The 20,620-nt window shown below is 28.4% G+C and carries 19 protein-coding genes; 11 read left to right on the top strand and 8 right to left on the bottom strand.

What is annotated here, in order from left to right; translation table 11 throughout:
* Window positions 1-105: 105 nt before the first annotated feature.
* Together DAD81_RS00630 and DAD81_RS00625 are read left to right on the top strand one after the other, a co-directional pair.
* Window positions 106-1,437, top strand: coding sequence for a DEAD/DEAH box helicase (locus DAD81_RS00630; RefSeq protein ID WP_111706291.1), 1,332 nt, complete (start codon window positions 106-108; stop codon window positions 1,435-1,437).
* Between the two features lie 65 nt (window positions 1,438-1,502).
* Window positions 1,503-3,335: a pyruvate kinase gene (locus tag DAD81_RS00625; protein ID WP_111706290.1), complete on the top strand. Its 1,833-nt coding sequence runs from the start codon at window positions 1,503-1,505 to the stop codon at window positions 3,333-3,335.
* Between the two features lie 97 nt (window positions 3,336-3,432).
* Here DAD81_RS00625 and DAD81_RS00620 read toward each other — a convergent pair whose 3' ends face one another.
* From DAD81_RS00620 to DAD81_RS00600, 5 genes are all read right to left on the bottom strand, one after another.
* Window positions 3,433-3,987, bottom strand: a complete 555-nt coding sequence (locus DAD81_RS00620; protein WP_111706289.1) for a metallophosphoesterase family protein — start codon at window positions 3,985-3,987, stop codon at window positions 3,433-3,435.
* Window positions 3,988-4,157: 170 nt separating this feature from the next.
* Window positions 4,158-5,480 (bottom strand): trigger factor, encoded by a 1,323-nt coding sequence (tig, locus tag DAD81_RS00615; RefSeq protein ID WP_111706288.1) that lies wholly within the window; start codon window positions 5,478-5,480, stop codon window positions 4,158-4,160.
* A 93-nt stretch (window positions 5,481-5,573) separates the two neighbouring features.
* The gene (locus DAD81_RS00610) at window positions 5,574-5,927 is read right to left on the bottom strand and encodes a phage holin family protein (RefSeq protein WP_111706287.1); all 354 of its coding nucleotides are present in this window, start codon (window positions 5,925-5,927) and stop codon (window positions 5,574-5,576) included.
* Between the two features lie 54 nt (window positions 5,928-5,981).
* Complete coding sequence (locus DAD81_RS00605) at window positions 5,982-6,746, bottom strand: alpha/beta fold hydrolase (protein WP_111706286.1); 765 nt, start codon at window positions 6,744-6,746, stop codon at window positions 5,982-5,984.
* 13 nt (window positions 6,747-6,759) lie between these two features.
* Window positions 6,760-7,476 (bottom strand): pyridoxine 5'-phosphate synthase, encoded by a 717-nt coding sequence (locus DAD81_RS00600; protein ID WP_111706285.1) that lies wholly within the window; start codon window positions 7,474-7,476, stop codon window positions 6,760-6,762.
* 99 nt (window positions 7,477-7,575) lie between these two features.
* On the opposite strand from DAD81_RS00600, the gene DAD81_RS00595 reads away from it, so the two are divergent.
* From DAD81_RS00595 to murI, 8 genes are all read left to right on the top strand, one after another.
* A complete protein-coding gene (locus DAD81_RS00595) occupies window positions 7,576-8,235 on the top strand; it encodes a CBS domain-containing protein (RefSeq protein ID WP_111706284.1) in 660 nt (219 codons plus the stop codon).
* 2 nt (window positions 8,236-8,237) lie between these two features.
* A complete protein-coding gene (locus tag DAD81_RS00590) occupies window positions 8,238-9,119 on the top strand; it encodes an NAD kinase (protein ID WP_111706283.1) in 882 nt (293 codons plus the stop codon).
* A 133-nt stretch (window positions 9,120-9,252) separates the two neighbouring features.
* Entirely contained in the window at window positions 9,253-9,933 is a 681-nt protein-coding gene (porG, locus tag DAD81_RS00585; RefSeq protein ID WP_111706282.1) for a type IX secretion system protein PorG, read from the top strand.
* A complete protein-coding gene (locus DAD81_RS00580; protein ID WP_111706281.1) occupies window positions 9,933-10,685 on the top strand; it encodes an isoprenyl transferase in 753 nt (250 codons plus the stop codon). Before porG ends, DAD81_RS00580 begins: the two co-directional genes overlap by 1 nt.
* Window positions 10,682-13,237, top strand: coding sequence for an outer membrane protein assembly factor BamA (bamA, locus tag DAD81_RS00575; RefSeq protein ID WP_111706280.1), 2,556 nt, complete (start codon window positions 10,682-10,684; stop codon window positions 13,235-13,237). Before DAD81_RS00580 ends, bamA begins: the two co-directional genes overlap by 4 nt.
* Before the next feature lie 67 nt (window positions 13,238-13,304).
* Window positions 13,305-14,096 (top strand): OmpH family outer membrane protein, encoded by a 792-nt coding sequence (locus DAD81_RS00570; protein ID WP_111706279.1) that lies wholly within the window; start codon window positions 13,305-13,307, stop codon window positions 14,094-14,096.
* 36 nt (window positions 14,097-14,132) lie between these two features.
* Window positions 14,133-14,633 (top strand): OmpH family outer membrane protein, encoded by a 501-nt coding sequence (locus DAD81_RS00565; RefSeq protein ID WP_111706278.1) that lies wholly within the window; start codon window positions 14,133-14,135, stop codon window positions 14,631-14,633.
* Window positions 14,634-14,716: 83 nt separating this feature from the next.
* Complete coding sequence (gene murI / locus DAD81_RS00560; RefSeq protein WP_111706277.1) at window positions 14,717-15,505, top strand: glutamate racemase; 789 nt, start codon at window positions 14,717-14,719, stop codon at window positions 15,503-15,505.
* A gap of 132 nt (window positions 15,506-15,637) precedes the next feature.
* Here the strand turns inward: murI and DAD81_RS00555 are convergent, their stop codons facing one another.
* From DAD81_RS00555 to DAD81_RS00545, 3 genes are all read right to left on the bottom strand, one after another.
* Window positions 15,638-16,150 carry a gamma carbonic anhydrase family protein gene (locus tag DAD81_RS00555; protein ID WP_111706276.1) on the bottom strand — a complete coding sequence of 171 codons (513 nt, stop codon included), beginning with the start codon at window positions 16,148-16,150 and terminating at the stop codon, window positions 15,638-15,640.
* Between the two features lie 50 nt (window positions 16,151-16,200).
* On the bottom strand, window positions 16,201-16,935 hold the full coding sequence (locus DAD81_RS00550) for a LytR/AlgR family response regulator transcription factor (protein WP_111706275.1): 735 nt from the start codon (window positions 16,933-16,935) through the stop codon (window positions 16,201-16,203).
* Window positions 16,936-17,022: 87 nt separating this feature from the next.
* On the bottom strand, window positions 17,023-19,200 hold the full coding sequence (locus DAD81_RS00545) for a histidine kinase (protein ID WP_111706274.1): 2,178 nt from the start codon (window positions 19,198-19,200) through the stop codon (window positions 17,023-17,025).
* Between the two features lie 303 nt (window positions 19,201-19,503).
* Here DAD81_RS00545 and DAD81_RS00540 point away from each other — a divergent pair, with 303 nt between their 5' ends.
* Entirely contained in the window at window positions 19,504-20,616 is a 1,113-nt protein-coding gene (locus tag DAD81_RS00540) for a vWA domain-containing protein (RefSeq protein ID WP_111706273.1), read from the top strand.
* Window positions 20,617-20,620 lie beyond the last annotated feature (4 nt).

Genomic DNA, 20,620 nt, shown 5'->3' with positions numbered 1-20,620 from the left:
ATTTATTAGATTAAAAAATATTCAGTTTAATAAACGGATTAGGGAATAATAAAGTTATAATCTTTCAAGTATAATTTTAGCACTATATTTGCAAAAACTAAAAAAATGACCTTTTCTGATTTAAATTTAAATACGCCTTTACTTAAAGTTCTTGACGAAATGGGGTTTATAACACCAACTCCTATTCAAGAAAAAGCATTTTCTGTTATTATGAGCAGTAGAGATGTTGTTGGTATTGCACAAACAGGAACTGGTAAAACATTTGCTTATTTATTACCAATATTAAGACAACTTAAATATTCTGAACAAAAATACCCTCGTGTTTTAATCATTGTTCCAACACGTGAATTAGTTGTTCAGGTTGTTGAAGAAATTAAAAATTTAACACCTTATATTAATGTTCGCTTTGCAGGAGTGTACGGAGGTACAAACCTAAATAAGCAAAAACAGTTAGTGTATGAAGGTCAAGATATTATAGTTGCCACACCTGGTAGATTATTAGATTTAGCGTTAGATGGTGTTTTAAAATTAAAGCAAATACAGAAATTAGTTATTGATGAAGTTGATGAAATGATGAATTTAGGATTTAGATCTCAATTAATTACGTTATTAGATTTACTGCCTAAAAAACGACAAAACATTTTATTTTCTGCAACATTAACCAGTGAAGTAAATAATTTATTAGACGACTTTTTTAAATCGCCTGTAAAAATTGAAGTTGCTGCTAGTGGAAGTCCTTTAGATACTATTAAACAATTAGCTTACCCTATACCAAATTTTTACACAAAAGTTAACTATTTAGTAGATTTACTTAAAGACAAAGAGACTTTTAATAAAGTTTTAGTGTTTGTGAAAAACAAAAAACAAGCAAATATTTTATATGAAGAATTAGAATTAGCATTGCCAAATGATGCAGATGTAATTCATTCTAATAAAACTCAAAACTACAGGTTACGTTCAGTTAAAAATTTTGAAATGGGATTTTTCAACGTTTTAATTGCTACCGATATTATTGCTCGTGGTTTAGATTTAACAAATGTTAGTCACGTTATTAATTTTGATATTCCTAAAGAGCCCGAAAATTATATCCATAGAATAGGAAGAACTGGAAGAGCAGAACAAGAAGGAATTGCAATTTCATTTTTTAATGAAGAAGAAGCCGAATATTTAGGTGAAATTGAATTATTAATGAATACTGAAATTGATGTAATAGATTTACCTGAAAGCATTAAAATATCAACCAAAATGATTGATGAAGAAATGCCAAATGTTGATCCTGAATACCAAGGTCAGAAAAAAACTATATCTGAACCTAGCGGAGCTGCTTTTCACGAGAAAAAAGAAAAAAATCAAAAGAAAAACCTTGGAGGTTCTTACAGAAGAGAAATAGCAAAAAAATATAAAAAACCTAAAACAAGAGGTCAAAAAAGAAAATAATTTCTTTTCAAATACTATTTATTTTAACGGTTTATTATTGTAATTTTATAAGTTAAATTATAATTATGCTTTTTCCAAAAGACAAACTACTTAAAATTCATAATCATATAGATCTTGTACTAGCAAAATTATATGAATACGAAATTAGATATGAAGCACAAATAAAAAATGTGCATCCTAAATATTCTAAAAGCGCAAAAAACTTAATTCATTATTTGGCTTTAAGAAGTTTTAACGTTGATGAATTTCAAAATAAACTTTCAGAAATTGGATTACCTAATTCAGGAGGCTCAGAATTAAGTATACTCCATAATTTACTCAATTTTAAAACCATAGTAAACAGCTTACTTAAAATTGATGACTCAGTTACCCCTATACCTTTTTTAACAAATAAAGAAGCTAAAAAATTACTTAAAAATAATTCGAAAGCACTTTTTGGACTTAAAAAAAACAATAGAAAAACAAGTATAATGGTAACTCAACCTACCATAGCTGCCGAAGATAAAGAATTTACAACTCTACTTTTAGATTTAGGTATGAATTGCGCACGTATTAATTGCGCTCACGATAATGAAGACGTTTGGTCTAAAATAATCACTAATATTAAAGAAGTAGAAGATAGCTGTAAAATAATGATGGATTTAGGAGGTCCAAAACTAAGAACTGGAAAAATGAAACCAGGTCATAAAGTAGTGCGTATAAAGCCGCAACGTAATACTTTGGGCCAAGTTACCGTTCCTGCAAAAATATGGCTTGCCCCTTATGCTACTCTCCCTCCTAAAGGAGAACTAGCAGATGCTATAATCCCTGTAAACAAAAAATGGCTTAAAAAAACCAAAAAAGGTTCGTTTATTATATTTAAAGACTCTAGAAATAAAAAATGTAGAATAAATATTGATACTATTGAAGGAAATGGAAGATGGGGTTCCTGTTCCGATTCAGCATTTGTAACCACAGGTACTCTTTTAAATGTTTTTTTAGAGAATAAATCAACCTCTGAAATTCACAGTGTACATGAATTATTACCTTTAGAAGAAGTAATTTTCTTATTTGAAGGTGATTTATTAAGAATAGATAAAGCTCCAATTCTGGGTGAGCCAAAAACTTATAATGAAGATGGTACACTTAAAGAAATAGCCCATATCTCTTGTACATTACCTGAAATATTTAATTACCTACAGCCCAATGAATTGGTTTATTTTGATGATGGAAAAATTGAAGGAATTGTAAAGGAAGTAAAGTCTGATTATCTAATAATTGAAATTACCAGTACCAAAAAAAATGGAGGAAAATTAAAAGCAGATAAAGGTATAAACCTACCTAATAGCAAATTAAAAATTAACGGTTTAACCGAAAAAGATAAAGTTGATTTAAAATTTGTTGCTAAACATGCAGATACCGTTAATTTTTCTTTTGTAAATAATAAAAAAGACGTTGAAGATTTATTAACTGAATTTAAAAAATTAAATGCTCATTTAGGTATTATTTTGAAAATTGAAACACAAGAATCTTTTAAAAATTTACCTAGTATATTACTAAAAGCAATGGAGAACTACCCAGTTGGAGTAATGATTGCTCGCGGAGATTTAGCTATTGAAACTGGTTGGAAAAACTTTGCTATAATTCAAGAAGAAATTTTACAATTGTGTGAAGCTGCACATTTACCTGATATTTGGGCAACCCAAGTTTTAGAAAACCTTGCTAAAAAGGGTATCCCAACTAGGGCAGAAATAACAGATGCTGCAATGGCACAACGTGCAGAATGTGTAATGTTAAATAAAGGACCATATATTGAAAAAGCCGTGAAAATGCTCGATAAAATACTGAGAAGAATGGAGAAAATTCAGAAGAAAAAGAGAACTATTTTACCTAAGCTTGAATATTCTGAAGACTTATAAATTATACATACCTTAATTATAAAACAAAAAAAGCCTTTTCAAATTTGAAAAGGCTTTTTAATATATATTGTTAATAATTCTTCTATTTAGCCTTTTGTTAATCTATTTTCTTATTACTCATTTTTAAACTATCTATTATTGCTTTAGTAGCATTATCTATGGTGTCTATCTCTTTTTTACTTTTTCCAATTGTAGAAAACCTATAACTTCCGCTAGGTAATTCTCCTCTAAACATCTCAAAATGGTTAGTACCAAATTTACTATCAAATTCTTTTAAGAAATCATCAATTTCCTTGTCAGACCATTTTTCCGTTCTACTTTTAACAGAAAACTCATTAAATTTTTTAGCCATTATACCTTCTTTAGAGTTCTGATATTTTGTAAATGCGGCAACCATAGCTTCAAATTCCTCTAAAGATTTCATTTCAGTAAAATCAACAGATGTTTTTTTATTAGATAATCCTTTTTTATTATCGTCGCTAATATTACTTACAGAGAACGATCCTTCATCTAAATTGTATTTTTCTAGTATGGCTCTAACCTTTTCAGGAGTAACTTCATTCGTAAACTGAAGTTCTTGTTTTTCTTTATTATCACATCCGTTTAAACAAATGCAAATAAATAATAAAATTAAATAATTAAGATTTTTCATGTTTTTTATTTTTCAATTCATAACAATTTTTAATTTATAAGATTCTAAATTAAAAAAAAAACGACTTACATAAACACACTATAATAAAACTCTAACATACAATTGATAAAATTAATAACAAAAAAAGCCTCTGCAAATTGCAGAGGCTTTTTAATATATGATAATGAATTCTATTTGTAAACTTCTTTTACAAAATCTTCGTAGTTCATTTCTTTAACTTTAAAAGTAATTTTCTCTTTATAAAAAGCTAATAATTTTTGACTAATCAATTGCTCTTGCAAACGTTTAGCTTCATCTTGATTACTTAATACACGTTGTACAATATCATCCAATTCTTTTTCTTCTGGATTTAATTGCCCGTATTGAGCCATTTGAGCTTTTACAAAACCTTTTGCAAAATCTTTTAACTCTTCAAAATCAAGTTTTATATCATTATCTTTTAAAACTTTACCTTCAATTAATTGGTAACGTAATCCTTTTTCAGATTTTTCATATTCTTCAGAAGCTTGTTCTGGAGATAATGGATTTTCACCTGCAACAGCTATCCATTTTTTTAAGAAATCTGCAGGTAAATCAAATTTAGTATTTTCAACTAAATATTCAGTTACAGCGTTTAATAATTGTTGATCTGCTTGTGTTTGGAATTGTTTTTCAGCATCTTCCTTAATTTTTTCTTTTAACTCCTCCTCAGACTTAACAACATCAGGTCCAAAAACTTTATCAAATAATTCTTGATTTACTTCAGCAAGTTCAGTTACATTAATTTCTTCAACAGTAAAAGTTAAAGGAATATCTAAACCGTGAATTTCATCATGACCTAATCCTAAAGCTCCCATTAATTTATGATCGTCATCAAATAATCCTTTAGAATTTAATTCAATAACATCTCCTATTTTAGCTCCAATAAATATCTTTTGATTAGACTTACCTTTAATATCAGATAATTCAATACTAGATTTTTTATCAATTCCTTTTTCTTCATTAGCAAAAGAACCAGCAATAACTACACCTTCTTCAACAACTTCTTTAGGAACCAATTTCCCAAAACGTTTTTGAATATTTGCAACTTCTTTACTTAATAATTCTTCGTCTGCAACAATATTATATTGAGTAATTTTCTCTTTTGCTTCTAAGTTTACTTCAAATTGAGGCGCTAAACCTAATTCAAATTCAAACGAATAATCTTCAGTATCCCAAGAAAAATCTTCTTGCATTTTAGGTAATGGATTTCCTAAAACATCTAATTTTTCTTCTACTAAATAATTATTTAATGATTCTTGTAATAATTTATTTACCTCATCAATCATTATAGATTTTCCATATTGTTTTTTCACCATTCCCATTGGAACAAGTCCTTTTCTAAAACCTGGAATATCCGCTTTTTTACGATAGTCTTGTAATATCGTTTCTACCTTATCTTGGTAATCAGCAGCTGAAATTTCAACTTTCACAACTGCATTTAATGCATCAACATTTTCTTTAGTAATATTCATTTTATGTTGTTTTTAACTTAAATCATTCAAAATTGGGTGCAAAAGTACTACTTTTTTAATCACCTAACAAACATTTAACCCGTTCAATTTCAACTATTTTTCTTTATTTTCTTTTAAAAATGAATACAAAATAGATTGAAACAGAGACAATAGCAAACTAAAAAGCAATGCTACCCAAAAACCCGAAACCACAAATCCAGAAACAAAGTAACCTGCCAGCATTATTATTACTGCATTAATAACTAATAAGAACAACCCTAATGTTAAAATTGTGGCTGGCAATGTGAAAAATATAAGTATTGGTTTTACGGTTATACGCAATAGCCCTAATACAACAGCTACTATTATTGCGCTTTTATAACCTTCTGTTAATGAAATTCCCGGCAAAAATTCAGCAATTACAACTACTGCTATTGCCGTTAATAATATTTTTAAAATTGTTTTCATAATATAAATTTATAATATGCTAACAATTTAACTATAATTATGCCAATTATTTAATTACTCTAAAAAGGTGACAACTTCATCATAAAACTGAGTAGGATTCTCAGCATGAAGCCAATGCCCTGCATTTTTGACAGTTATAATTTTTGAATTTGGAAAATGAGCATCAATCAATCCTTCATCTTCTTTCTCAATATAATTTGAGTTTTCACCTTTTAAAAATAAGGTATCTCCTTCAAAATTTGTAAAAGATGGCAAGGCTTCTCCTATTTCACTATTATTATCTGTTAAACTTTGAAGATTAAACCTAAACGCTAGTTTATTCTTTGTTTTATGGTATACATTTTTTAATAAAAACTGAAGTATTCCGGGCTCTTTAATGTAAATTTTTAATATTTCCTCAACTTTTTTTCGAGTATCCTGAATCTCAAAATTCACCACATTTAAGGCTGCTAAAATATATTCGTGATGAGGCTTGTAATATTTTGGGGCTATATCAGCAACAATTAATTTATTTAATAATTCTGGGTAATTTACAGCAAAAAGCATTGCCACTTTACCTCCCATTGAATGCCCAAGTATATTTACTTTCTGTAAACCCTTATCAACTATATAATTGTATAAATCTTCAACTAATAACTCATAATCAAATTCATCTGAATGAAAACTTCTCCCATGATTTCTTTGATCTATAATATGAACTTCAAATTTTACAGCAAACTTATTAGCTAAAGTTTTCCAATTGTCGCTCATTCCTAAATATCCATGTAAAATAAGCAAAGGTTCCCCTTTACCAATTATGGTTGAATGTAATAGTTCCATATTCCAAAATTTTTTAAAGCTTTAATCTGTGTTTATACATATTTATTACATTTTCTAAACCAAGATAAAGAGATTCCGTAATTAATGCATGTCCTATTGAAACCTCCTTTAAATTAGGAATGTTTTCAGCAAAGAATTTTATATTGTCTAAACTTAAATCGTGTCCAGCATTAATACCCAAACCTAACTTTGTAGCTAAAACGGCACCGTTTGTATAAGGTTTTATAGCTTCTTTATTTCCTAATGAATATTGCGTTGCAAAATCTTCGGTATACAATTCAACTCTATCTGCACCAGTTTCAGCTGCTCCTTCAATCATTTTTAAATCTGGATCAACAAAAATAGAGGTTCTTATTCCTTTAGATTTAAATTCAGAAATTATTTCCTGTAAAAAAGATTTATTAGTTATTGTATCCCAACCAGCATTTGATGTAACAGCATCTACCCCATCAGGAACTAATGTTACTTGAGTTGGATTGACATCTAGCACCAAATCCATAAACTTTTTAATTGGGTTCCCTTCTATATTAAATTCTGTTGTAACAATTTTCTTTAAATCATATGCATCTTTATATCTTATATGACGTTCATCAGGCCTTGGATGAATTGTAATTCCTTCGGCTCCAAAAGCCTCAATATCAGTTGATACTTTAACCACATTTGGAAAATCTGCTCCTCTAGAATTTCTTAATGTTGCAATTTTATTAACATTTACACTTAATTTTGTCATACTTAAAATCTTAATAATTTAACTCAGTTTGCAAATTTACGAACTAAGAATATGTTTTTGGTTTTATTTTTGATTAATTTGTAGTATAAAAGTAAGCCAATGGATATAACCTCATTCATATTAAAAGAATTCCCACCTTTAACTTTAGAATCTAAAGTTTCAGATGTAAAATCTTTTTTTAGCTCAAATGAATATTCTCATTTTCCTATAGTTAAGAATAATCTATTAATTGGATTAATTTCACGTACAGATATTTTATCTATTGATGAAGACGATAAAGAGATTGGGTACTTTCAATATTTATTTAGTTTATTTCTTACTGAAGAAATAAATAATGTATTGGATTTAATAAAAGTATTTGCCTCTAACGAAGCTAACTTAATACCCGTTGTTAATTCTAGTAAAAAATATATTGGCTATTTTGATTTAATTGACATTTTACATATTTACAATGAAACACCTTTTTTAAATGAAGAAGGCGTAGTTTTAAGGCTTGAAAAAGAAATTACTGATTTTTCGTTTAGTCAAGTATGCCAAATTATTGAATCGAATAGCGGCAAAGTTTTAGGAATTTTTATTTCTGAAAAAAATGCAACTACTGTAAAAATAATAATAAAATTCACTTCTCAGGATGTGAATGAAATTATTCAAGCATTTAGAAGATACGAGTATACAATTCTATCTAATCATGAAGAAGATTATTATTTAGAAGATTTAAAAGAACGCTCAGAATACTTACAGAAATACCTAAATATTTAAGAATGAAAGTTGCCGTATATGCTCAATTTTATAAAAGTGAAGACAAACCTTATATAACTGAACTATTTGATGTTTTAAACAAAAACAACATTGAAGTACTAATAGAAGACAATTATTATTCAGAACTTAAAAATCATATAAAAATTAATAACTACAAAACCTTTACTACCTATAAGGATTTAAATAATTCATTTGATTTTATATTTACAATTGGTGGTGATGGTACAATATTAAGAGCTGTTACATTTATAAGGTCTTCAAATATTCCAATAGTTGGTATTAATACAGGAAGACTTGGTTTTTTAGCTACAATTCAAAAAGAAAATATTTTAAAAGCTGTTGAATTATTAATAAAAAAAGAATACGAATTAAAGGAACGCACCCTTTTAAGTGTTTCAACATCGCCTAATATAGAAAGTTTAGCCTCAATTAATTTTGCTTTAAATGAAGTTTCAGTAAGCAGGAAAAACACGGCCTCTATGATTACCATAAAAACATTTTTAGATGGCGAATTTTTAAATTCATATTGGGCAGATGGCTTAATAATCTCTACACCAACAGGCTCTACAGGGTATTCTCTAAGCTGCGGAGGACCAATTATAACACCTCACGCAAAAAGTTTTGTTTTAACTCCAATTGCCCCACACAATCTAAATGCAAGACCTCTTGTTGTGCCAGATGAAACAAACATCAGGTTTACTGTTACTGGTAGGGAAAATGAATTTTTCTTATCATTAGACTCTAGAATTACAACAATAAATAATCATTCAGAGATTACCGTTCAAAAAGCTGATTTTAATTTAAAAATGGTTCAGTTTAACGAGCAAACCTTTTTAAAAACATTGAGAGAAAAACTACTTTGGGGTCAGGATACACGTAACTAACTCAAAATATATCACATACAATAGATACTTAATTTTACCACAATAATTATATATATAAAGAGTTTATCAAAAAAGACTTTGTTTAACTTCTAAAAGCAAATAGATTTATTTATATTTGCACGCTATTTTATATATGAAAAGAATAATTTTTCTTATCGCACTTGTCTGTTTAACAACAACTTCACATTCTCAAATAAATGAAGTAGGTATTATTTTGGGAGGAAGTAATTATATTGGTGATATAGGTTCTGAAACCTATATTAACCCAAATAGTCTTATGGGAGGGGTTATTTACAAAAAGAATATAAACCCTAGAGTTGCTCTAAGAGGAACATTTACTATGTCTCAATTAGTAGCAGACGATGCAGATTCTAATAATAGTTATAGAAATTTAAGAGCACTTAAATTTAAAAACAGCATTAAAGAATTGGCTCTTGGTATGGAGTTTAATTATTTTGAATATAATTTAGATGATTACAAAAAAACACGCACACCCTATATATTAGTTGAAATAGCTGCATTTAATTATAGCACTATTGTAAGCGGTACAGATCCGTCCAACTATGAATACGAATCAAAAACATCATTTTCAGTTCCATTTGGAGTTGGATATAAATCTAAATTATTTGGAGATTTTGCTATAGCCTTTGAAGTGAGAGCTAGATATACTTTTGAAGATGATTTAGATTATAATAATCCAAAAATAAAAGCCCTAACTTTTGGTAACCCAAACAGCAATGATTGGTACGTTTTTAGTGGCTTTTCTTTAGTTTACTCTTTTGGAAGACCTCCCTGTTACTCAACCCCTTACTAATGGAAAATTTAAAAGCCCAAATATTAAAAAATAAAGTTCCAACTCATCTTGCTATAATTATGGATGGTAACGGACGTTGGGCCAAGCAAAAAAATGAACCAAGAATTTTTGGACATAAAAACGGTGTTAATTCAGTTCGTGAAGTAATTGAAGCTTCTGGAGATTTAGGAATCAAATATTTAACACTATATGCTTTTTCTACAGAAAATTGGAATCGTCCAAAATTAGAAGTCAAAACATTAATGAGCTTACTTGTCTCATCTCTTAAAAAAGAACTTAAATCTCTTCAAGAAAATAACATTAAACTTGGTACAATTGGAAACCTAAATGATTTACCTAAAAGTGCTCAAAAAGAGTTAAAAGAAGTTAAAGAAAAAACAAAAAACAATACCGCATTAACACTAACAATAGCTTTAAGTTATGGGGCGCGCGATGAAATTGTTAATGTTATCAAAAATATATCAAAAAAAGTTGTTAATAATCAATTAGCCATTGAAGAAATTAACGAAAATATTATTAATAATCATTTATATACGTTTTCTTTGCCAGATGTTGATTTTTTAATTCGAACAAGTGGCGAACAAAGAATTAGCAATTTTTTATTGTGGCAAATTGCATACGCCGAATTGTATTTTACAAATACACTTTGGCCTGATTTTAAAAAAGAAAATCTATACAATGCCGTTTTGGAATATCAGAACAGAGAAAGAAGGTTTGGAAAAACAAGCGAACAAATTGAAAAAAATCAATGAATAATTTTAAAATAGCTCTTTTACTTTTTTCAATTATTTTTAGTTTTAACTCGTTATATGCGCAGGAAGAACAAAAAAATAATGATAAAAATGTTGAAAATACGAATTCTGAAGTAAAACAAGACTCTATTACTCCTATCGATTTAAATACTGCTTTTATAAAAGAAAGGTCGTATGAATTAGGAGGAATGAAAGTTAACGGTCTTATTAAATTTGAAGAACAAACTGTTAGAGTTTTTAGTGGCCTTAAGGTTGGTCAGGAAATTAAACTCCCAGGAGACAAGTTAACTAGTGCTTTAAAGAAATTATACGAAACCAAGCAATTTAGTAATGTTGAAGTGTTTATTGCTAAAATAGACGGAAACGTTGCTTACTTAGAGTTTGATGTTGAAGAACTTCCTCAGTTAAATAATATTACCATTTCTGGAGTAAAAGAAGGTAAAGCTAAAGAGCTTAAAAAAGATGCCGAACTTAAAAAAGGGGCAATGGTTACAGACAACTTAGTTGTAACTACTTCAAATTACTTTAAAAAGAAATACCAAGAAAAAGGATTTCTAAAAACAAAAGTTACTTTAAATACCAAAAAAGATACTTCTGAAGTAAATGCTGTTGATATGTTAATTCATATTGATAAAGGAGAAAAAATTAAAATAAAAAACATCACTTTTGAAGGTAATGAAGCTTTTTCAGGTAAAAAATTGCGTAAAGCAATGAAAAACACCAAAAAGAAAATGTTAGGAAGATTTTGGAAAGGATCTAAATACATTGAAGCTGATTTTAAAGAAGATTTAGAAAGTTTAATAGATGCATACAGCCAAAGAGGACATAGAGATGCAAGAATTGTTGATCACTCATTAACTTGGAATGATGACAATACATTAAACTTAAATCTTAAAGTTGAAGAAGGGAAAAAATATATTTTTGGAGATATTAAATTTATTGGAAACAGTAAATATACAGATGAACAACTTCAAAGAGTATTAAGAATTGAAAAAGGAGATACATACAACGGTAAAGTTTTAAAAGAAAGAGTTACCGGAGATGGATCACCAGATTCTGAAGATATTGCAACTGTTTATCAAAATAATGGTTATTTATTTTCACGTGTTTTACCTGTTGAAACAAGAGTAAATAATGATTCTATTGATGTTGAAATTAGAATATACGAAGATCAACAAACTAAAATAAGAAAAGTTACCGTAAACGGTAATGATAGAACTAATGACCACGTAATTTATCGTGAAATTGCAACTAAACCAGGTTATTTATATAGTAAAGCTGATATTATTAGAACAATTAGAGAGATTGGTCAATTAGGTTTCTTTGATGCCGAAGCTATTACTCCAGACATAAAACCAAATCACAGTGATAAAACTGTAGATATTGATTATCAAGTTGCTGAAAAAGGATCTAGTCAAATAGAACTGCAAGGTGGTTATGGAGGAGGATCATTTATAGGAACTCTTGGTTTATCTTTTAATAACTTTTCTACTAGAAATATATTCAATAAAAAGGCATATAAACCATTACCAATGGGTGATGGACAAACATTAGCTTTAAGATTACAAAAAAGTAGATATTATACAACTTCAAGTTTCTCATTTACTGAACCTTGGCTTGGTGGTAAAAAACCAAGATCTTTATCATTTTCAATATACAATTCTAAACAATTTAAATACGATTATTACACCAATAAAGTAGATAAAGATCAGCGTTTAAATATTGTAGGTGCTTCTATTGGATTGGGACAACGTTTAAAATGGCCAGATAACTATTTTACATTATCTCAGAGTATTAGCTACCAATTATATGATTTAAAAGATTATCCAATTTCAACTTTTTCATTTTCAACAGGAAAATCAAACAATTTAGCATATAACATAACTTTAGGTAGAAGTTCTGCCGGACCAAACCCAATATTTCCAAAATCTGGGTCTGATTTTAGTATAGGAGCCAAAATAACTTTCCCATATTCATTAGTAAATAATAAAGATTATGAAACTATTGATGATCAAGAAAAATACAAATGGTTGGAATATTATAAAGCTAGCTTTAAAGGAAAATGGTATACTGCTTTAACTAAAGATCTTGTTTTAATGTCTAATGCAGAGTTCGGCTTTTTAGGTAACTATAATAAAAAATTAGGTGATTCGCCTTTTGAAAGATTTTTTGTTGGTGGTGATGGTATGGCTTCTTATCAATTAGATGGTAGAGAAACTATAGCCTTAAGAGGTTATGAAAACGGACAACTATCTACATCTGCAGGTGGAACAATTTATAATAAATTTCAAATGGAACTTCGTTATCCAATAACCTTAAAACCATCAGCTTCAATTTATGCTCTTGGATTTGTAGAGGCTGGTAATTCATATGATGGGTTTAGTAATTTTAATCCTTTTGAAATGAAAAGATCCGCGGGATTAGGTTTAAGAATTTTTATGCCTGCTTTTGGATTATTAGGTATTGATTTTGCTCACGGTTTTGATCCTGCTCTTGGAGGAACTGAAAAATCAGGTTGGCAAACTCACTTTATAATTGGACAACAATTTTAATGTAAATCTGTTATATTTGTAAATGAAATTTTAAATTGGCACGATTTTTTCTAAATACATAATAGTTATGATCAAAAAAGTTCTTTTATCAACACTTTTAATAATAAGCATATCTGCTATAGCTCAGAGATCTCAAAGAATAGGCTATATAGATATGGAATATATTTTAGAAAATATACCTGAATATAATGAGGCTCAATCTCAGATTAACAGTAAAGCTTTAAATTGGCAAATAAATATAGAAAAACAGCAAAAAGAAATTGACGATTTAAAAACTGAGCTAAATATTGAAAAAGCTTTAATGACTAAGGAATTAATTTTGGATAAAGAAGAAGATATTCAAATTAAAACTTTAGAATTAAAAAAATTGCAAGATTCATATTTTGGTGTTAATGGAGATTTATTTGTACTAAGACAGCAAACTGTTCAACCAATTCAGGACTTGATTTATAACGCTATTCAAGATATTGCCGTAAAAAGAAAATACGACTTTGTTCTTGATAAATCAACGGATTTAATAATGTTATATACAAACAAACAATATGACATTAGCGAACTGGTAATTAGAAGTATTACGCAAACAAAAAAAGTAACTGCTGCTAAAGAAAAACAAGAAGGGAAAAAAACTAACCCAAATGGAGTAAAACCACAGTCTGGCTCTCTTGAATTAAACAAAGTTAAAAAAGATGCACCAGATGATTTAAAAGTGCGCGATACTAAGAGAGAAGAACTAAAAAGAAAAATTGAAGAAAAAAGAGCTTTACAATTAAAAAAACGTGAAGAACTTAAAAAAGCTATTGAAGCTAAAAGATTAAAGAGAATACAGGAAATAGAAGACGCTAAAAACAAAGAAGACTAACAAACAAGAATAATTAATTTAAATAACAAGAATAAAATGAAACAGTTTAGAACATTATTATTAATTGCAATAATTACTTTAGGATTTAATTCAGCTCAAGCTCAAACTAAAGTAGGACATATAAGCACAGATTTATTATTAAGTCTAATGCCAGAAACAAAAGCATTAAATGCTGACTTAGAAAAATTGAGTAAAACTTATGAAACTGAATTAAAATCTGAGAATGATAAACTTGCAGCGAAATTAAAAAAATACGAAGCTGAAGTTAAAACTCAAACTGCTGAAGTAAATCAACAAAGACAAGCTGAAGTTCAACAAGATCAACAAAAATTATATCAATCTTCTCAAATTGCTCAAGAAGACATTAGAAAAAAGAGAGATGAAAAATTAAAACCAATCTTAGAAAAAGCAAGAAAAGCTATTGAAGATGTTGCTAAAGATCAAGGTTTTACATATGTTTTAGATGCTGCAAGTATTATAGTTGCTAATGGTACTGATTTATTACCTGCTGTTAAAACAAAATTAGGTATTCAATAAAATACTACATTCATATAAAATTAAATCCCGCAATAGCGGGATTTTTTTATACTTTTATATTTCAAAAAACAAGTTTATTAAACGTGAACAATCTACCCATTGGCTTATTTGATTCTGGTATTGGAGGAACTTCCATTTGGAAAGAAGTTATTAAATTACTACCAAATGAAAACACTATTTATTTAGCTGATAGTAAGAATGCTCCTTATGGAGAAAAATCCTCAGATGAAATTCTTGCTTTAAGTATTAAAAATACAGAGCTTTTAATTACAAAAGGATGCAAATTAATTATTATAGCCTGTAATACTGCTACAACTAATGCTATAGAATATTTACGTAAAAACTACAACATTCCTTTTATTGGTATAGAGCCTGCCATTAAGCCTGCTGCCCTATTAAGTAAAACTGGAGCTATAGGCGTTTTAGCTACCAAAGGAACGCTTACAAGCAAACTTTTTGAAAAAACAACTAAAGAATACGCTAACAACATAACTCACATTGAACAAGATGGAGAAGGCTTGGTTTCTTTAATTGAACAGGGGAAATTAAATTCACCTGAAATTAAACAATTACTTGAAATTTATATAAAACCAATGCTAACCTATAATATTGATCATTTAGTTTTGGGTTGCACACATTATCCTTATTTAATTCCTCAAATAAAAAATATTGTTGGTGATAAGGTTAAAATAATTGATTCTGGAGAAGCCGTTGCAAAACAAACAAAAGCAATTTTAGAAAAAATTCATTTAAATATTGAAGTTAAAACTGCAGTTTCTCATCAGTTTTATATTAATATTAATAAAACTGTTCTTCAAAATATATTAAATGATGTTACAGTAAATTTTAATGTTGAAGAATTAGAATTTTAGTTAGCAATTAGATTTACTAATTACTAACTAAAATGCGTCAAGGATTGAAGGGCCGTCCTTTTTTTGATTTTTATACAGATAAATATCTAAAAAAGATATAATGAAAAGCCTGACCCAATGGGTAACGCTCAATTACTCTTTATACCAACCTGAATATTTTACATAATTATTAGCTATTCTATCAATTTCACCAGAAATTAATTCTTGACTAATATCTTTAACTTTTTTAGCCGGAATACCAGCATAAATTGTTCCCGATTCCACGTGAGTTCCTTTAGTTACAACTGCTCCTGCAGCAATAATTGAATTACTTTCAACAACACAATCGTCCATAACAATAGACCCCATACCTATTAAAACATTATCGTGAATTGTGCAGCCATGCACCATTGCATTGTGCCCAATAGAAACATTATTCCCTATATTTGTTGGGTGTTTTTGGTACGTTGCATGTATAACAGCTCCATCCTGAACATTTACCTTGTTTCCCAATTTAATGTAGTGTACATCGCCACGAATAACGGCATTATACCAAATACTACATTGATCTCCCATTGAAACCTCTCCAATAATCACACAATTTTCTGCTAAAAAGCAATCATCACCAAATTGTGGTTTGTTTCCGTTTAATTCTTTTATAATCATTGTATTATTTTTTTTAATTTTTAAATCATTTCAACCCAGCACAAAAACATTTACTTAAAAAATGCTAACAATTCTCCTTTTTTAGATGAAGAAACCGAGAGCTCTTTACCATTTGTTAGTACAACGCTTCCACCCTTTCCTTTTTTATAATTTGTAACATAATTTATGTTTACCAAATAGGATTTATGGATACGTGCAAAGCTACTTTCTTTTAAAATTTCTTCAAAATATTTAAGCGTTTTACTTACTAATTTTTTATGCTCATTCTGCAAAAATATATGCGTATAATTATCATCTGCCTTACAATATAAAATGTCTTTAATTTCTAAAACCTCAAAACCATCTTGAGTTGGAATGGTAATTTTTTTAGTATCAGTAATGGTTTTAGGTATTAAAACCGTGTTTTGTAAATCATTTTCTTTAGCTTTTACCTCAACCACATAATCTACCGCTTTTATTAACTCATCTATTGAAATTGGTTTCAATAAATAATAGGACGCATGCTTATTTAAAGCCTCTATTGCATATTGATTATATGCTGTTACAAAAATAGTTTCAAAAGTATGATTACCAACTTTTTCTAATAAATCAAAAGCATTACCATAAGGCATTTCTACATCTAAAAAAACAAGATCTAAGTCGTTACTTTTAATTAAAACCAGTGCTTCATCAACATTTTCTGCTTCCCCTAAAACAGTTACTTGAGGACAATATTTTTTAATATAATTTTTAAGTATTTCTCTACTTGTTTTTTCATCTTCAACAATTATAGCTTTCAATTTCATGTGTCTTTATTATTTTTTTTAGCGGCCACCTGCAGTTCGCTATTAATAATTTCGTTGAGTATAAACTTTTGAACATGCTCGTTTCATTTAATCTTTTTTTAGTGTTAACACCACTTTTGTACCTGTACTATCAGTGTTCAAATCTTCAATAAATACATCAACTTTATCACTATACATTTCGTTTAAAATGGCAACACGTTTTTTAATATTATCCATTCCTTTAGATTGTTGTTTTTGTTGATTGGCTGTTTTTAATTCTTTAGATTTTTTTCGTCCAATACCATCATCCGAGATTTCAATACAAATGCTTTCTTCATTTTTTTGATGAAAAGCAACCTTTAAAAATCCCTTTTCTTTTTTGTAACGCAAACCGTGCCAAACCGCATTTTCAATATATGGTTGCAATAACATTGGTGGAATTTGATACTCACTAATTTTTAAATTCTCATCTATTTCAACTTTATAGTCAAATTTATCCTTAAAACGTGAATGTTCTAATTTCATATACAATTCCAACAATTCAATTTCTTTGGAAAGTGGAATAAAATCTTCTTCGGAATTGTTTAAAACATTACGCATTAATGTAGAAAAATCGGTTAAATATCTATTAGCCGTTCGTTCATCGTTTTGTGCAATAAAACTATTTACAGAATTTAGTGCATTAAAAATAAAGTGAGGATTCATTTGACTTCTTAACGATTTTAAAGCTAATAAGTTATTAGCCAATCTTCGCTGTTTATTGCTTTTATACATAAAATAAATTGCAGCCAACAACAGCAATAAACCTCCAATTAACGAGTAAATTATTAAACGCTGACGTTTGTAATTTTCAACAGTAACTTGTTGTTCGCTTTCATATAATTTATAATTACTCTCTGTTAATTCTCTATCTTTTTCTAAACTATTTATTCTGTTTTGTTTCTCTCCTAAAGTCTTATTTATAGTAACTGCAGCTTCAATTTCCTTTTCTTTCTTTTTGTATAAAATATCAACCAAGCTCACATATTCCTGATAATTGGAAAGTGCTTTTTTATAATCTCCAACATTCTTATAAATTTCTGAAAGTTGTTCAACAGCTTCTTTTTTTGTTTCAATATCTGAAGCCTTATCCGCATCATTTTTACTTTTTTCTAAATAACCTATAGCTTTTGTAAACGATTTCTTTTTAGCATAAGCATTACCAATATCTAAATTTAATTGCTGTACAGAAATCTCTTCATCATCCTCAAATTCAGTATTAACTTTATTCAAATTAGCCGCTTCTAAATCTTGAAGTGTCTGTTTTTTTAATTCAATTTCTTTATCAAAATTTTGCTGATCTCTGTATTGATTTGCGACTGAATTTGTAATTGCAGCTCGCTTATTTAAAGTAGCCTTTTTTGATACCTCAATGGTATTATTTAAATACATATTTGCTTCAGAAACCTTACCTTGCAATCTAGAAACCTCAGCTAATTTAGGATTTAATATTGTTACCTTTTGAGTGTAGTTATTAGCTTTTGCAAAGGTTAGCGCTTGGTTAAAATTAGTTTCTGAATTCACATAATCTTTTAGATTTAGATAATTATCTCCAATTGTTTCGTACACTTCAATTTTTTGTAAAGAAGTCTTCTTTTTATTTAAAATTGAATTTAAAATTGTGTTACTTTCATTAAAATCACCTTCAAAAGTTAATGCTTTTGCTAATTTTAATTTTACAGAAGTATCACTTTTATTGCTAAGTGAAGTTTTATAATTACTAACCGCTAAATCATATTGTTTTAAATTAACATAAACATCACCTAAAACTTCATATGCATTTGCAATATTTATTGAATTCCCTCTTTTTGAGGTTTGAGATTTCAACGCATTCTCTATAAACTCAATACTTTTAAACGGATCTCTTTTTTTATAAAATTGCGCTGAATCTAACTGAATTAAAAAATCATTTTCTGGTTCTTTACTCGTTTTTGAAATGTATCTGTTAGAATTATCTTCTATTTTATATTCCGAACTTCCATCGTACACATACGTATTTATTAGCACGCCATTTTTACTTAACTCAATAGTATCTCCTTCACCAGCTTCAATAGTAAACTCACCATTTATATTGGTTTTAGTAGTTCTATTTGAACCTTGTACTCTAACCGTAATATCATTCAGCCTATTTCCGTTTTCATCGGCAACAAAATCCGAGTAATAATTAGATTTATTATTCTTTTCTTGAGCATTTACATGAAATGTAAGAACAATAAGAAATAACAATAAAATGGATTTTAATTTCATGTATTTATAATATTATTTTCAACAGTCATATACTGTTTGCTAATTTTAATACCGCTTAATGAGAAACTTTCTAGCCTACTCGTTTCATTTTACTAATTTGTTCTGTAAAACTACATACTTTAAAGCATTAAATAAAACGTTGTCATCTTAAAAACAGCTGAAAACGGGTATTTAAACACCTTAAAATACGCTTTCACTCATTTATAGGTGCTGTTTACTCAATTAGAAAATAGCGCTGCTCATTCTTAGTTTTTTCAAAAAAAGGTTGTACTTACTTTTACCTTTAATTTAAACCAGAATATTATGAAAACGCTTTTAAAATTATTAATCATCACACTAACCATCTCAACTTTTACTTGTAATGCTAATAATCCAGAAGCAAAACAGCAAATTAAAGTTGCACTATTATTAGACACCAGTAATAGTATGGACGGACTTATTAACCAAGCTAAAACACAGCTTTGGGAAATTGTAAACGAATTATCGTATGCCAAATGCGGCACAAATCAACCAGACTTACAAATTGCCTTATATGAATATGGAAATGATGGTTTAGAACAATCTGACGGCTTTATAAGACAAGTTTTAAACTTTAGTGAAGACTTAGATGTAATTTCAGAAAAATTATTTGCTCTTAGAACAAATGGAGGCAGTGAATACTGTGGACAAGTAATAAACACTTCATTAAAAAACTTAGCTTGGGGAACTAATAAAAACGACCTAAAAATAATTTTTATTGCAGGTAATGAACCGTTCACCCAAGGAAAATTAAGTTATAAAGAAGCTGCTTCTTTAGCAAATGAAAAAGATGTTACTGTAAACACTATTTTTTGTGGAAACTACGAAAATGGAATTTCAGGAAAATGGCAAGAAGGTGCTCATTTAACAAAAGGGGATTATATGACTATTGACCATAATAAAGAAATTGTTCACATTAAAACTCCTTATGATAAAGTTATTATTGAATTAAATAATAAATTAAACAAAACCTATATTAGTTATGGCGCTGAAGGTTATAACAAACAAAAACTACAGTATGAACAAGATTCAAAAGCTGAAGAATTAAATGACGAAGTTGTAGTTAAAAGAGCAGTTAGTAAAAGTAGTAGAATGTATAAAAACTCAAGCTGGGATTTGGTAGATGCCGCAAAAAGTAAAAAAATGAATTATGATGATATGAATAAAAAATATTTGCCAAAACATCTACAAAACAAATCTAACATAGAGTTAAAAAAATATGTAGAAACCAAACAAAAAGAGCGTATTATAATTCAAGAAAAAATTCAAGAATTAAATGTTCAAAGAAAAAAATACGTTGCAACAAAACAAGCCACTTCAAAAAACAACGATTTAGAAAATGCCTTAATCGGTTCTATTAAAAAACAAGCTATGAAAAAGAATTTTAGTTGGAAGTAATCCC

The sequence above is a fragment of the Lutibacter citreus genome (assembly GCF_003260195.1).
Taxonomy (GTDB): domain Bacteria; phylum Bacteroidota; class Bacteroidia; order Flavobacteriales; family Flavobacteriaceae; genus Lutibacter; species Lutibacter citreus.
Note: the sequence above shows the minus strand (reverse complement) of the source record. Positions and strands in the feature narration are given on the sequence as shown.